The sequence below is a fragment of the Mesorhizobium sp. P2_D5 genome, assembly GCF_056404355.1.
This window is the reverse complement of the sequence record NZ_JBFUEE010000007.1, coordinates 333495-347897: the sequence shown is the minus strand read 5'-3', so window position 1 is coordinate 347897 and position 14403 is coordinate 333495. Positions and strand designations below refer to the sequence as shown.

Below are 14403 nucleotides of genomic sequence, written 5' to 3'. Positions count from 1 at the left end.
GGTGATGTTCACCGACTCGTCGTGGCTGGCTCCCGGGGTCGGATGATGGATCGAGGCATACTGCGCCACGCTGACGACGCCGGTCGTGCTGTTGATGGCGACAGCGAACGCCGCCGCCCCACCGGCCCCGCCGATGCGGCCGACCACCAGATCGCCTTCCTTGAACAGGAAGATGCTGGTGCCGGCGGTCGTGTCGAGGCCGGAATCCACGCCGGCGGCGGACACCGCCAGCGAGAATGCCGTCGTGCCACCTGCCTGATCGGTGCCGAACGAGCTTCCGGTGGAGGACACCACCGCGCCTGGGTCCTGCGCGTAGCCGGTCGGGCTCAGATCGGAGCTGACATTGCTGACGCCCGCAAACAGGGCAACAACCGCGGGTGCCGTGGTGTCGTCGGCATCTGCCTGGATGCCCGCGGTCTCGTCATGCGCCACCGTGGGAGCGCCCTGGACGATGCCCGCCGTCGGGCCGTCATCTTCGATCACGATCTGCTGGCCGACGAACTCCGAGGCGGAGTTGGATGTCACGATGCCGAAGCCGCCTATGTCGAAAGTGTTGTTGTCGTTGCTGGGATCGCTATCCGCGTTGCTGACGTTCTCGATCAGCACCCGATTATGGGTTCCGCTTGTCGTCCACTGCACCGTGTCGCCGCTGCTTAGGCCCGTGATGATCAAGTCGCCGTTGGCGTCGATCGAGGCGGCCGGAGTATATTGCGTATTGCCTGTCTTGACGACGACGTTTGTCAGCGAGAACGACGTGATGGCGACGTGCGTGTCGTTGGTGAGCCCGTCGACGAAGTTCACTCCCGACTCCGCGACGGTGGTGAAGGCAGAGATCTTGACGGTCACGGGTCCGATGCCCGGATTGGTCTGGTTGACGGTGAAGGATGCTCCCGTCGCACTGACGACATTCTGGAAGTCGATGTTGGCTTCGACATCGGCCTCGTTCTGGTCCAGATTCGGCACGAGGAAGTTCGTGTTCGTGCCCGAGACGTAGGTGATGTACGCCCCCTCGGTAGGGTTGATCGCGTTGCCGTTGACGCCGAACGAGGTGGTGCTGCCGGCCTGGCTGATATTGAGCACATCCTTGGTCGAGATGTTTCCGCCCTCGGACTGGTTCAATGGATCTTTCCCTATCACCACGATCTGGGTGGAGTTTGGATCGCCGAAGGTCATGAACAGGTTGCTGCCGGAGGGCGCTCCGGCAAAGCCGAAGTTGAGCGTCTCGCTCGCCGCGAGCTTGAGGGTGTTCCCGAGATCGACCGCGTCGTCCGGGTTGGGGTTGCCGCCATGGAAGATCGGAACATAGGTGACAATGTTGAAGGTCACCTGGTCGCTGGTCGCGCCGGCGTTGATCACGTCCTGCTTGAAGACGACGAAGGCGATCGCGTCCAGATTGTTGACAATACCGTTGCCATCGCTGTCATAGCGACCGATCACGGTGTTGTTCCCATCGGCGAAGAGCAGGATATCCTTGCCGCCGAGGGTGTTGAGCCCGCTATCATCGCCATTGAGGGTGCCGCCATTGCCGTCGGTGAACGTAGTGCCGACGAGCTGGGAGCCGGCGGTGGCGTTGACGGTGACCGAGTTCGTCTTGGTCGCGACGCCGATGCTGGCCGGGAACGCGGAATTCAGCCCGAGAGTTGATTCGAGATAGGTCCGGAACGAGGCCGGCAAAGCGGAGTACGCGACATCGGTGTCCGTAAAGGCATCGTCGACGTTGTCGCCGGTTTGCAGCCCGGTGGTCTGGTCGTTGACGGCCTCGTCGTTGAGAATAAAGCTGATGGTCATTGCTGTGCTCCCCTATCACGTGACGGGGGCCCAGCCCCCAGATGCCGATGCACCCACCCCAGCGCATCCCCTGGCCCACTGAATCTGCGGCCTTCAATCCGTCAATTTGCCGCCAATGAAGTGGGCGCGTCCATTCTCGGTTCGATAGTATTGGGGTGAATGCCCATACCTGATCGAACGATATATATCGTTCGATAGATCAGGCCGGCGCGGGCGCCGCCGGCGATCGCGACGGCATCGAGGTCGATGCCGTCAGGCGGCTTTTCGTTTTGTAGCTGCACCCTGTCGATGCCAGCGGAAAGCGATGATCAGAGCGGGCCGGTTCCTGGACGCTCGGCGCCCTTGCCATGCGACACCCAGGCCAGTTCGGCCCGGCCATCGAGATGCAGCTTCTCGTAGACATGATGCAGGTGCATCTTCACCGTGCCTTCGGATACATGCAGCCGCTGCGCGATGGTCTTGTTGCGCAACCCGCGCGAGACGAGATCGGCGATCTCGGTCTCCCGCCCGGTCAGCCTAGACGTCGGCTGGTGCTGCGGTTCTGGCATCAGCAGTTGCTGGACGATCTTGTTGTCGATCCATTTCTTGCCTGCCGCCACCGCATTCACGCATTCGAGAAGATAGCGATGGCTGATGCCGTCCAGAAGCAGGCCGTCGCCGTCGAGCGCCTGTATTTCCTTGATGTCGAGCCTGCCGTTCGGCTGCACGATGAAGATGATGCCGAGAGCGCTGTCGCAGGCCTTCAGCCGGGAGGAAATACCGGCCATGCGCGGGTCCGCGATATCCAGGCCGACGATCACGATATCGGGCCGATGGCGCTCCACATTGGGGACAATGTCGACAGGACGGCGGCACTGAGCGACGACATCGTGCCCAGCCTTCCGCAGAACCCATTCCAGACCGGCGAGATACACCCCCCGCGGGTCCGCGACAACCAAGGTCGACATGCGAACACCGTCCGGAAACGCAACAAACTTTGTTTCAATACCCGGCAAGTCAGGAAACCAGAGGTTAGGCATTTTGTCAAGCAATCACTAATATAGTTAATGCTATAATATCGACCCGAGGCTGTCGAGCATACCCGAGCGGACACGGCCGCAGGGCTGTAGACCAGGCTGACGCCGCCGGATTGTGCGGCAGTGCATTCCGACGACGATGGGGGGCCGAGGTCGTGGACGCTATGCTCGCAACCGCTGCCACAACTCCCCATGAGTTCGCAGCGCAGTTCATGCATCAGGCAAGCCAGTTTTCTATCAACGATCCCAGGACGTGCAGATCGGCATCGCTCAGTTCGTGGCCAGCAGGCACTGTCAGGGCGGACACTGTGGCATGATGCGCGCTCAGCAACGCCGCAAGACCCGGGAGAAGCGATGCATAGGGGTCATCGCGCCCCTCGATCATCACTATCCGGCAGCCGGACAGATCCGCGTCCGGTCGGGCCTCGAGGACCAAGGAGGGGCGAAGCAGGATCGCGCGCTGGGCCAGGGGCGGATGGAGCAGCATGGCCGCCGCCAGAAAGTTGGCGCCGTTGGAATATCCGAGGAACGCCAGCTTCTCCGGGACAAGCCGATAGCCGCTGATTGCGCCATCCATGAAGGCGGCAAAGGCAGCTGCCTCGGCCCTTATGTCGGCTTGATCGAACGAGGTAGCCGAAAATCGGCGGAACCAGCGCAAGGTGCCCTCCTCGACGCTGCGCCCGCGCACCCCCAGAAAGGTAGCGCGCGGCGCCAGGCTTGCCGCGAACGGCATCAGGTCGGCTTCATTACCGCCGGTCCCATGCAACAGGACGAGCGTTGTGCCGTCAGGGTCGGATGGCACATGGAACCGGTGCACGAAGGGCAGGTCGAGATACCGGATGCGATCCTCGCCAGGCATCGAAAATTGCGGCAGCCGCGTGCGGATGGCGTCGGCCCGCTCGGCGTCGGAAGGCGGAACGAAGAGCACCGAGCCGAGGGTTTCGATGGGTTCATCGACCGTCATCCCGGGTCCGTCTGTTGCGAGTTCGAACAGGGTCTCTCCCGGCTCACGGACATAGAGAGATACGAAATACTTGCGGTCGTGAACATTGGTGACGCTGGAGTTGCGGCTTGCAAGTCGGCGCTCCACCGTCTCCAGGGCAGCAATGTCCGGCGTGCGGAAGGCGATATGGTCGACCACGCCGGTTCCGGGCGCGCCTGGCCAGAAACCGACGGCATCACGGACATCGACAACATCCCCGCTGTCCGAGACAAGGCGCTGCACGGCCCCGGCGTGCTTGAGCGGGCGATAGCCGAAATAGTCCTGCAGGAATGCCGACGTCTGCTCGGCAACCGCCGAGAAAATCGTCGCGCCACGGACGCGGCGGATTGCATCGGCCGGCTCGATTCCTCGGCTGTCGGCCGGTGACGCACGTGCGGGCAGTGCGCTTCCCACGATCTTGACTGCTACACCGTCCGGATCGGTCAGGCGCAGCACTGGCTCGCCGAATTCCTGCGTTGGCCCGCTCGCATTCAGTCCGAACTGCAGTGACCTCGTCAGCCAGAAGCCGATGCTGCGGGGCTCGACGGAAAGCGCAATTTCGGCGACCTGGCCGAGGCCAACCCGGCCGGGTGATCCGTCCTCCCATACGAGGAAGGTGATCAGAGATCCTGGCGAACCGATGCTGTCGCCGTAGCACAGATGGAGTTGCTCGGCGTCTTCGAAACCACCGGTCCGCTTGACCAGACGCAGTCCGAGAAAGCCAACATAGAAATCGACGTTGGCCTGGACCTTGCGTGTAACCAGCGTGATGTGGTGGATGCCCGATGTCATTCGGTCGATGCCTTCCTCAACCGTTCCTTGCCATCATCGGCGAGTGCTGGTCATCCGAGTTGAACAAATTGCTTTGCGGCAACGCCGCCGCCGAATTGCTGGGCACGGCCGCCTTCGGTGATACCACCTAGATCGACTGCGGCGAAGCCGAGGCGCTCGATCAGGTCGATAATGGTGGCCCGTGCCGATGGCTCGTCCCCTGAGGCAAACAGGACACGGCGGCCGCCGGGCACCGCCGGATCGGCCCCAAGGACGGCCGCGGGAACACCTGATCGCGCGTCGCATCGAACCGATCCGCGGTAAGCTCGTCGCCAGCCCGGACTATATCAAGGCGCATGGGGCACCCGAGACGCCGGACGAACTCCTGACCCACCAGACCGTCATGCAAGGGACGGAAACCTGGCAATTCATGGACGGCGACAAAACGATCACCGTTCACCCACAGGGGCGGTTCAAGGCGGATAGCGGCACCGCCCTTGCCGCCGCCGCAGTCGCGGGGCTCGGCATCGCCTCGCTGCCGGATTTCGTAACCGAGAGCCATGTTGCTTCCGGCGCCCTGGTCCCGGTGATGACACGCTATCCGCTCCCCGAGGCCGGCATATTCGTCGTCCGCCCACCTGGACAGCACCCTGCGCGGAAGATCCGCGTCCCCACCGAATTGCTGATCGAACATTTTGGATAGAGCATCGCCTCTCTCGGCCCCGCGACGGTACGGAGCAGGGCCATCGACGGCTTTTGCTGGATGATCCCGAGACACCGGCAACGGACGCCGGAGAGGTCGGTCGTTTCATTTCAGTATGACCAGGTCTATACTTCACGGGGGACAGGCCAGATCGATGGACCGTAAGCTTTCCGCCATTCTCGCTGCCGATGTCGTGGGCTATTCCGCCCAGATGGAACGCGACGAGGCCGGCACGTTCGAGCGCCTCCGTGCTCAACGCAAGGACCTGTTCGAGCCTGAGATTGCCCGCCATCACGGCCATATCTTCAAGCTGATGGGCGATGGACTGCTGGCCGAATTCGGCAGCGTCGTGGACGCGGTCGAATGTGCCGTGTCGTTGCAGCAAGCCCTGGCCGAACGCAACGCCGCCGTTTCCGAGGATCATCGGATTCGCGTCAGGATCGGGATCAATCTCGGCGAGGTGATTGTCGAGGGCGAGGACCGATATGGCGAGGGCGTCAACGTCGCTGCCAGGCTCCAACAACTAGCGGAACCTGGCGGCATCTGTGTCTCGGAAAAGGTCGCAAAAGAGGTTGAGAAGAAATTGGCTTTCGGCTTTGAGCCGATGGGCCAACAGAAGCTGAAGAACATCGCCGAACCGGTGCAGGCGTACCGGGTGCTGCTCGATCCCGCGGTGGCGGGAAAGCCCATGGCCGTCAATCGACACCCACGCTTCAGGCGCAATCTGGCCACCGCTGTTGGGGCCCTTGTCGTCGCAGTTGGCCTTGCAGCAGCGTGGTGGCGACCGTGGGAGCCACCGCTTCGGCCCACCGCTCTGACGGCCAATGCGAAAGCCGACACCCGGCCATCCCTCGTCGTGCTTCCATTTGACAATCTCAGCGACGACAAGGCGCAAGGTTATCTGGTTGACGGTTTCACCGAGGACCTGACCACAGAACTTGCACGCGTGCCCGGCCTGTTCGTCGTATCGAGGAACGCGGCTTCCACCTACAAGGGCACGGAGACAAAACCCGCCGAGGTCGCCGCAGCGCTTGGTGTCCGGTACATACTGGAGGGCTCGATACGTCGGGTCGGCGACGACATGCGTATCAACGCGCAATTGATCGACGGCTCGACCACCGGTCATCTCTGGGCAGAACGTTTCGACGGCCAGTGGACGGATGTGTTTGCACTGCAGGACAAGGTCGTCGTCAGCATCGCAGGCGCGCTCAAGCTGCGTCTCGTCAGCGCCCAAGGCAAGGCAGATGTCGCGGGGGGCACGCGCAATCCTGCAGCCTACGAAGCTTACCTCCAGGGCATGGAAATCTACAATCGTCGCAATACTCCAGACGAGTTTGCGCAGGCGGTGAGGTTTTTCCAGCAGGCGCTGGAACTCGATCCGAATTTCGGCGCGGCGGCAGCCTCGCTCGCATGGGCCTATTGGGACACGGACGGGCCGCGGGTCCAAGCTTTGGCCGCTTCGGACATCAGTGCGCTGTACAACGTCTACAAGTACCTGGGGGAGGCGGCCAAGCATCCTTCGCCGTCCTACTATCAGCTCGTCGCCAGTTTGCTGGTTCGCGAGCACCGGTCCGACGAGGCAGTCGCGGTTATGTTCAAGGCAGTGGCGCTCGACCCGAGCGATCCCCTGAACTATGTCGGGCTGGCGGAAGCCCTGAATTTCAATGGCAGGCCGGACGAGGCGCGCGACTATCTCGTCGCGGCCAACCGTGTCGATCCAGGCGGCAATGACCATCGGCACTACCAGGCCGGGCTGGCTGAATTTGGCCAGGGTCGTTTCGAGGAAGCCGTCGACTACCTTGAAAGGATCGATCTCCAATCGCCCGATCCATGGCCGAAATTCTACGGCCTGCAGGTGTTGGTTTCGGCCTACGCGCATCTGGGGCGCAGTGACCAGGTCGCGGCCTATAGTGACAGGCTAAGGAACGTCATGCTGGAACGAAAGGATGGTGGGGCAAATCAACTGGTCACGCAGAGGTATTTCGTGTTCAAGAATCCGGCTGACATCGGGCGTCTGCTGGACGGCCTGGACAAGGCCGGTCTGCCGGAGTTGCCGGAAGCGGTCGATCTGGATGCGAAGGACCGGCTTACCGGTTCGGAGATCAAGTCGCTCATCCTCGGTCGTGACCTGCGCGGGGGAGGCGCATGGATAGACAAAGGAACCAGTTGGGTGCAGCAGAACTTCCTGTGCGATGCCATTCCGAAAACTCAGACAACCTGCGGCGCGATCTTCCGCAATCCTGCCGGGACGCCGGAGCGACGCAACGAGTATACGGCAGTCTTCCGTTTCGATCGTTTTGAGTTCTCGGCCGTCAAATAAGGCCGCCCGGGACCTGCCGGCGAATATCAGAGCTGTTCGCGATTTGCTCCTACAGGCCAAAGGTCGCGTTCAAGTCACCCCTGTGCCTGCAATGGCATCGTTCGTCCGGCGCGTTGAAAACGATGTTAGTGTGCGAGCGAGGCATAGTGAAAACGAGGAAGGTCTCATGAATTTCGATGATATCGACCTCAATTTGCTCAGAGTGTTCGATGTGATGATGCGTGAAAGGAGTGTAACGCGCGCAGCCAGCGAATTAGGACCTGTGAGCAGATTGCCCGCATACTCGACAGCCAAGCGCCGCCGGTGAGTTAATCGCTTGCTCGTCTGCGGTTAAGCAAGGCCGTTTAGCCCACCTCCCAACAAGGTCGCCGTTATCATAGCGGCGGCCTCACCGTATTCTATGCGAGCTACGACCGAGTAGATAAGGACTCCCATGACTTCAACCGCAGCTATTGCGGCAAGGCGATCCTGAGTTGACCACGGCCGATGCCGGGTCGGAGACCGATGCGCCGGATTTCGCAGCAAGCGGCAGCATTTCCAAATGTGCTTGTGGGCGGATTTGGGCTGTTTTATGTATGGCTTCAATAGGAGACGATATGAGTGTTCCAAATGCTGATCAAACTATAACCGCAGGAAAGCTGGCGGAATTTGTAGCGAAGTCCGTAGAGGCCGCGCGCGCGGTGGAAGGGCCATTTTACCATCTCGAGTTCGACCGGGTCTTTCCGGAGGATGTTTATAAATCCATGCTGGCGGCGCTGCCGGTGTATGCGGATTACCGACCGATGCACGGCCGGTCCAAACAGCGGGATGCGATGGGTGCGTCCACGCGGGTGAAGATCGATCTCTTTCCGGAAAACATCCGACATCTGCCGTCGGCGAAGCGGACGGTGTGGAACGTGGTTGGCAAAGCGCTTTGTTCCGAGCCGGTGAAGAACGCTTTCCGTCGCCGACTGGCACCGGCGATGGGGCGACGGTTCGGGCCCGGCTTGGCCGAGGTGGGCATGTTTCCAATCCCCATCCTAACGCGTGACATTCCGGGCTACGAAATTCCGCCGCACACGGATACACATTGGAAGGGCATCACGGTGCAGCTTTACCTGCCACCAGACGAGGCGCACACCAACATCGGGACGATCTTTCACGAGGAGCTGCCGGGCGGCGGGCTGGCGAAAAAGATGCAGATGCGTTTCGCGCCGAACACGGGCTATGCTTTCGCGGTAGACAAGGACACGTGGCACTCGGCGGACATAGTGGGGCCGGAAGTGACAACACGGGACAGCATCCTCCTGACGTATTTTGTGGATAGCGGGTTGCTGCGCATCCTGCGTAACCGGGGGAAACGGGTGGGCAACTTTATCGGCAACGAGATCCGGAATTTGGGCTGGTTCATACCGGGCACATGAGTTGGTAGCCGCGTTTTATGTCGAAGACCGAGGATCGCCGACTGATGCCTGAACCGACAACGGGAAGCCGCGAGTGGCTGGACCGGCTTGACCAGCAGGACATCTCCGACTTCGCCGCCATCCGCGGCGACGAAATCATCACCAAGCCCGGTTGTTCATCGGGCCGGGCTCGTCCAGCCGGCGCGCCGCGAAGGCGCGCCCGAGGGGCGCCGCCGGCGGTTCATCGGCAGGCGTGGGGTGGGAGTGACTTGTGGCACTGTACTTCGGTCTTCCGCTTGCAGTGCTGCCATGCTTAATTCGAGTAAATTCACATCAAATTATAGAGTTGCCACGTGATACCAATCTACATTGGGTATGACCCACGCGAATCCCGAGTTCTGGACGTAGCGCGATGGAGCGCCTACCGGCGGACAAGCACGCCGTTGCAGATACAGCCACTCGTGCTCAAAGACCTTGAAGCGCAAGGAATCATGAAGCGACCGATGGTGGTACGTGATGGCAAGCTCTGGTGCCCGATTTCCGAGGCACCGATGTCGACCGAGTTTGCCATATCGCGCTTTGCCGTTCCGTTCATGAGGCAAGGCGGCTGGGCCATGTTCTGCGATTGCGACGTCCTGTTTCTGAAGGATCCAGTCAAGCTGCTCGACCTGGTCGATCCTTCCTACGCGATTATGGCGGTCAAGCACCAGCAACGCGAATCCGAAGCGGTCAAGATGGACGGGCAAACGCAGACGTTCTATCGCCGCAAAAACTGGTCGTCGGTCGTTTTGTGGAATCTGGATCATCCGGCCAACAAACGGCTGACCAACGAGATGCTCAATACGTGGCCCGGACGTGACCTCCACGCCTTCAAATGGCTTGAGGACCATGAGATTGGGGAATTGCCTCTGGCATGGAACTACCTCGTAGGGGCTTCGGCTACCGAACTCGACCCCGCCGATGTCTCGCTGGCGCACTACACGCTCGGCGGTCCTTGGTTTGCGGGCTGGTCCGGCGCCACGCAATGGGACGAATTATGGAGCCGAGAAGAGAGCATTCTGCGCGCGTTTGAGGAACATGCGGTTCAGATTCCCGCATGAAAACTCCGCTTTCGGACCTCTTGCCAACCTTCTCAAAGCCAATTCTTCGCTTGCCCAGTGTCACCGGTCCCGCCTTGGTGATGGGGGCAGCGCCGAATTTTCGCCTCCCGCAGGGGCATGATGCCGATTGGGGACTGGTGACGGTCAATGCTTCCCAGCTTTTGGCGGAAACCTTCGGTCTCCCAGTTCCCGACATCGCCGTGCTCCGCCGCGGCATTTTGGTCGGCCAGGACGAGCAGGATTTTTACAAGCGCGATTTATTGAAAGGACGGCAGGCAAAGCATCTTATCATCCCGATTTGGCCGGACGTTGAAGACAAGCTGATAGCCGGTTGTCGCACCTTTGATTATCGCCATGACACCTTGCAGGCGCTTACAAGATGGCAGCTTGCCAACATCGTCTGGCGGCTTAGCGGCAAATATCACATGTCGCGCGGCTGGCACCGGAAAATCTCAACCGGAGCCTTCGCGATCATGCTGGCGCGTTTCGCCGGTTTCGCTCCTGTTGTCGTCAGCGGGTTTTCCCTGTCCCAAGCCGGGCATGGATACGACACCCGAAATGCCTTTCGATATCATGCCGACGAAGATGCGGATTTGCTTCGACGGGTGGTGAAAAGAGGCGAGCCAATCTACGCAGAGGATAGAGACTTCGCTGCAGAAAGTGGATTGCCCTTGTGGCAGGGACAGATGCCATGACGACGACAGACGACCTTGCTTCGCTGTTGAAAAGAGGGATATCCATTAGCCGGAACCGTGAGCTCGATTGGACGTTGGGCGCCCACCAATGACCAATTTGACCCGCCCTTCGTGAGGTCGATGTGCTGAATATCTCGATGGCTGATCGGCTGGCTATCAAGTCCATTCTCGTTATTCAGACGAAGTTCATCGGGGATGTCATTCTGACCTCGGCGCTCGTGCGAAATCTGCGCCTCGCTTACCCAAACGCTGCGATAGCCATGCTTTGCGCTTCTGGCCTGCGAGACTTTGTAGTCAGCCAGAATATCGCAGACGTGGCCATCGGATTCGACCGTCGAGGTGCTGGTAGAAGTCTGCCTCAGCGAGTGAAGGAATATTCAGGCTTGGTCGCTGACCTGCGCCGCCGAAAATTCGATCTCACCATTGACGTAACCGACTCGAAGACATCACGGATAGTACACAGGTCAATCGGCGCCCCCCTGCGCGTTGGATACAATCCCCCGGAAAAGCCCATGAAATTTTGGGAAGTTCAGCCTGCTAATATATTTGCTGAAACGTTCGGCCATGGAGGCGCGCACTACTTGTACCGATATCTGTCCCCGCTTGAAGCGCTTGGGATAGAATTGCGAGAAGTGACACCGAGGCTTGAACCCACACCAGTCGGGCGAAGCGCATCTACCCAGATTCTGGCGCAAAGCAATCTGGCCGTAAAGGCTTTCGTCGCAGTACACGCTGGAGCAAGGTTCGAAGGGCGGTGTTGGCAACCTGAACGGTTCGCTGCAGTAATCGACGAGGTTTATGCAACCAAAGGCCTGCGGTCATTGCTGATTGGTGGACCTGATGAGAGTGCAACCGCGCAAGCTATCTTGAATGCGGCAGTGTCGCCATTGGTGAGCGTTGTTGGCAAAGCCTCGCTTGAGACACTCACAGCATTGCTTTCGGATGCATTTATCTTTCTGGGAAACGAGAGCGGCCCAATGCACCTGGCTGCGTCAGTCGGAACTCCGGTTGTGGGCCTGTATGGCCTGACGCCCCCCGACATCTGGGGGCCTTTTGGGGTGCTTCACCGCACCGTTGAGCCGCCGTTGCCTTGCCAGTGTGTTGCGCCCGGATTGTGCAAACCCGACAACCCGGGCGGCGTCTACTGCGTTCATCGACTACCAGTTGCCAAGGTTGCTCAAGCGACACGAGACTTGATAGACGCAGTGAGACAACTGGCCAATAAGACGGCCAATTGACCTCCAGCCATGACCGGCCCGCTTGAAACCGTGAAGAAGGCCCTGCAGGCCAATGTCGACAAGGATCGTGCGCTCATCGATTCGGTGATCGGCAGGCCGTACAGCTTCACCAGTCCGCTCGACAACGCGCTCGGTCGCGAAATCGATTTTGAACGCTGCTGGCTGTCAATAACATCCCATCGTCTCCCAACTGTGCACATCTAACCTGCCTGAGCCGCGGCGCTCGGGCGGAACGGCCGCTTTTGGATCGTTTCATCGTGATAGCGGACGGCCGGCTTCCGGCCCAAAACGCGACGTCAGAGTCGTGGCTTGGCTATGTAGTTGCACCCAGCTAAACGCTTGGCAGAAATTAGATTGCCAACTATCGAACAAGAGGAAGTCTAATCCGGAACGACGCACCACCGTGATCCTGATTTTTCGCACGCATCAGCCCACCGTGCGCCTCGACAATGTTGCGCGCGATGGATAGCCCCATGCCCATGCCTTCCGCCTTAGTGGTGAAAAACGGTTCGAAGACCTGTTCTAATTTGTCGTCGGGAATGCCCGGTCCGCTATCAGACACGGACAGCTCGGCAAACTCTTGGTCGCGCGAAGTCCGGATGCTGATGATGCGATTTTCGCTCGGCGTCTCCTTCATCGCGTCGATCCCGTTCACCACAAGGTTCAGAATGACTTGTTGAAGTTGAATGCGGTCGCCGAGTATCGGAAGCGCATCCGGCGTGATCACGCCAAGAAGTTCGACTTTTCGCCCGCGAGCCAACGTCGAAAGAAATTCGACGGTTTCCCGCGCAAGGTCGTTGAGATCGAGACTTTTCAGTTCAAAAGGTACCTTCTTCAGGAGGCTCCGCATCCTCTGGATGACTTCGCTGGCACGCTGGTCATTCTCCAAAATATCGCTCACGATTTCCCCGAGTGCAGCGATATCGGGGCTCGATGATTGCAGGATAAGTTCTGCGGATTCGGCGTGGCTCATTATAGCGCCGAGAGGCTGGTTTATTTCGTGGGCAATTAACATGGTCAGCTCGCCAGCGGTCGAGAAGCGATTGACATGAGCAAGCTCTGCCATGCGCTGCCGCGACTGCACTTCGGCTGCTTGACGCCGACGATGTTCATTCAACAGGATCAGGATAAGCCCGGCCTGTAGCAGAATAGCCGCAGTAATAAGGGAAATTTGCCAGGAATACCGTTCCCACGCCGTTGGCTCCCGAAACAAGACTTCGCCCCCGGGTGGCAGGCGGCTCTCGCTAATGTTCCAGCGCTGCAGCTGTCGCCAATCGTATTTCGGTGCTGAGAACTCGATTGGAGGAACCTTGATGTCACCTGCCTTCTCACCTCCCAATATCCGGACCGCGGCATCCGCCGTCGCTCGGGCACCCTCGGTCGGTGATGACATCGGGCCGCCAACAGCTTGACCGTTGAAAAGAGACTCGTCGAACGTGAAAATGGGAGCGTTGGCGACCTCATAGATGCGCTTCAATGGATCCTTGTCTCCATAGACGGCACCTGCGCCGTCCACCATCATCTGCTGGTAAAAGATTGCACTGTGGGGCGGCAAACTCGCAACCTTCTTCAGGATCTCCTCGAACGGCCGCTCGTTGTAAAAGATCAATTCAACCTTGTTGTCTAGCAGTGGCTTCAGTTCCCGTTGCACGTCGCCGATCCAAAATCGCTCAGGGGGCGAGTTCCCGATTATCATCGCGATGGCCTTCGTCTCCGGCAACAGCCGTAGAATGTTTTCGACAAGGGCGACGTGATCGACGCGCGTGCCAACCACGGCGTCCCGCTCGGACAACATGGATTGTCCAACCCGGCGCACTTCGACAGCCGCAAGCAGCATCGGCGTTGTCGGAAATAGGTCTATTCTCCGTTTCTGGACGAAGCGAGCCGCGGGTGCACCTATTGCGACGATCAAATCGAGCCGTCGTGTTGCGTAGAGCGCCTTGAGATATTCACCAAATTTGGCCTCAGCAGCGTCGTCGCCATCCCGAGCCGTGACGAGGGAATCTTCTTGGATGTCCAGCGGCCAAGGCGACTGTTGGTTCAGTTCATTGCGGATTTCCCTGGCCCATGTGGCCCACGGCTGGAAACCCCGGCCATACGAATATAGGAACAGGATTTGCTTCGGCTGAACGGAAGGCTCGCCAGACCTAGGCTGAGCGGCAGGCTCGCCAATCGAGACCAAAAGAATGACGGCGGTGGCGATCCACCTATTGACCAGCCAATTCATCATCAATGAGCCCGATGCGACTACACGGCCTCCATCGGTGGCGATCAGTCCATCCATGGTTTGCGGGCGCCCGATTGGAGCATCCAAGGTGCCTGACATCCACCCGATGACGAGCCAGTAGAGCCTAGACTGCCGTTATTGGTGGGGATTAGCAAGATGAGCCTGGCCATGTGGGCTGGCC

The 14403-nt window shown here is 59.8% G+C and carries 10 protein-coding genes and 1 pseudogene; 7 read left to right on the top strand and 4 right to left on the bottom strand.

The window, feature by feature from the left end; translation table 11 throughout:
• From AC1DYW_RS27760 to AC1DYW_RS27750, 3 genes are all read right to left on the bottom strand, one after another.
• A partial coding sequence (locus AC1DYW_RS27760) for a DUF5801 repeats-in-toxin domain-containing protein (RefSeq protein WP_477228326.1) occupies window positions 1-1788 on the bottom strand: 1788 nt, incomplete at its 3' end.
• A gap of 308 nt (window positions 1789-2096) precedes the next feature.
• Window positions 2097-2735, bottom strand: a complete 639-nt coding sequence (locus AC1DYW_RS27755) for a response regulator transcription factor (RefSeq protein WP_477228325.1) — start codon at window positions 2733-2735, stop codon at window positions 2097-2099.
• A 286-nt stretch (window positions 2736-3021) separates the two neighbouring features.
• Window positions 3022-4578, bottom strand: a complete 1557-nt coding sequence (locus tag AC1DYW_RS27750; RefSeq protein ID WP_457153335.1) for a VOC family protein — start codon at window positions 4576-4578, stop codon at window positions 3022-3024.
• A 265-nt stretch (window positions 4579-4843) separates the two neighbouring features.
• Here AC1DYW_RS27750 and AC1DYW_RS27745 point away from each other — a divergent pair.
• From AC1DYW_RS27745 to AC1DYW_RS27715, 7 genes and pseudogenes are all read left to right on the top strand, one after another.
• A pseudogene (locus AC1DYW_RS27745) lies at window positions 4844-5260 on the top strand (LysR substrate-binding domain-containing protein); the annotation flags it as partial.
• Window positions 5261-5414: 154 nt separating this feature from the next.
• Window positions 5415-7580 (top strand): adenylate/guanylate cyclase domain-containing protein, encoded by a 2166-nt coding sequence (locus AC1DYW_RS27740; protein ID WP_477228324.1) that lies wholly within the window; start codon window positions 5415-5417, stop codon window positions 7578-7580.
• Window positions 7581-8176: 596 nt separating this feature from the next.
• Window positions 8177-8983: a hypothetical protein gene (locus AC1DYW_RS27735; RefSeq protein ID WP_477228323.1), complete on the top strand. Its 807-nt coding sequence runs from the start codon at window positions 8177-8179 to the stop codon at window positions 8981-8983.
• 440 nt (window positions 8984-9423) lie between these two features.
• A complete protein-coding gene (locus AC1DYW_RS27730; RefSeq protein WP_245331086.1) occupies window positions 9424-10062 on the top strand; it encodes a hypothetical protein in 639 nt (212 codons plus the stop codon).
• Window positions 10059-10757, top strand: coding sequence for a hypothetical protein (locus AC1DYW_RS27725; protein ID WP_477228322.1), 699 nt, complete (start codon window positions 10059-10061; stop codon window positions 10755-10757). The genes AC1DYW_RS27730 and AC1DYW_RS27725 overlap by 4 nt, the downstream gene beginning before the upstream one ends.
• Before the next feature lie 122 nt (window positions 10758-10879).
• On the top strand, window positions 10880-11995 hold the full coding sequence (locus AC1DYW_RS27720; protein WP_477228321.1) for a glycosyltransferase family 9 protein: 1116 nt from the start codon (window positions 10880-10882) through the stop codon (window positions 11993-11995).
• Between the two features lie 9 nt (window positions 11996-12004).
• Complete coding sequence (locus AC1DYW_RS27715) at window positions 12005-12199, top strand: hypothetical protein (RefSeq protein WP_477228320.1); 195 nt, start codon at window positions 12005-12007, stop codon at window positions 12197-12199.
• Between the two features lie 157 nt (window positions 12200-12356).
• On the opposite strand, the gene AC1DYW_RS27710 is transcribed toward AC1DYW_RS27715, so the two are convergent.
• Entirely contained in the window at window positions 12357-14279 is a 1923-nt protein-coding gene (locus AC1DYW_RS27710; RefSeq protein ID WP_477228319.1) for a sensor histidine kinase, read from the bottom strand.
• Between the last annotated feature and the right edge of the window lie 124 nt (window positions 14280-14403).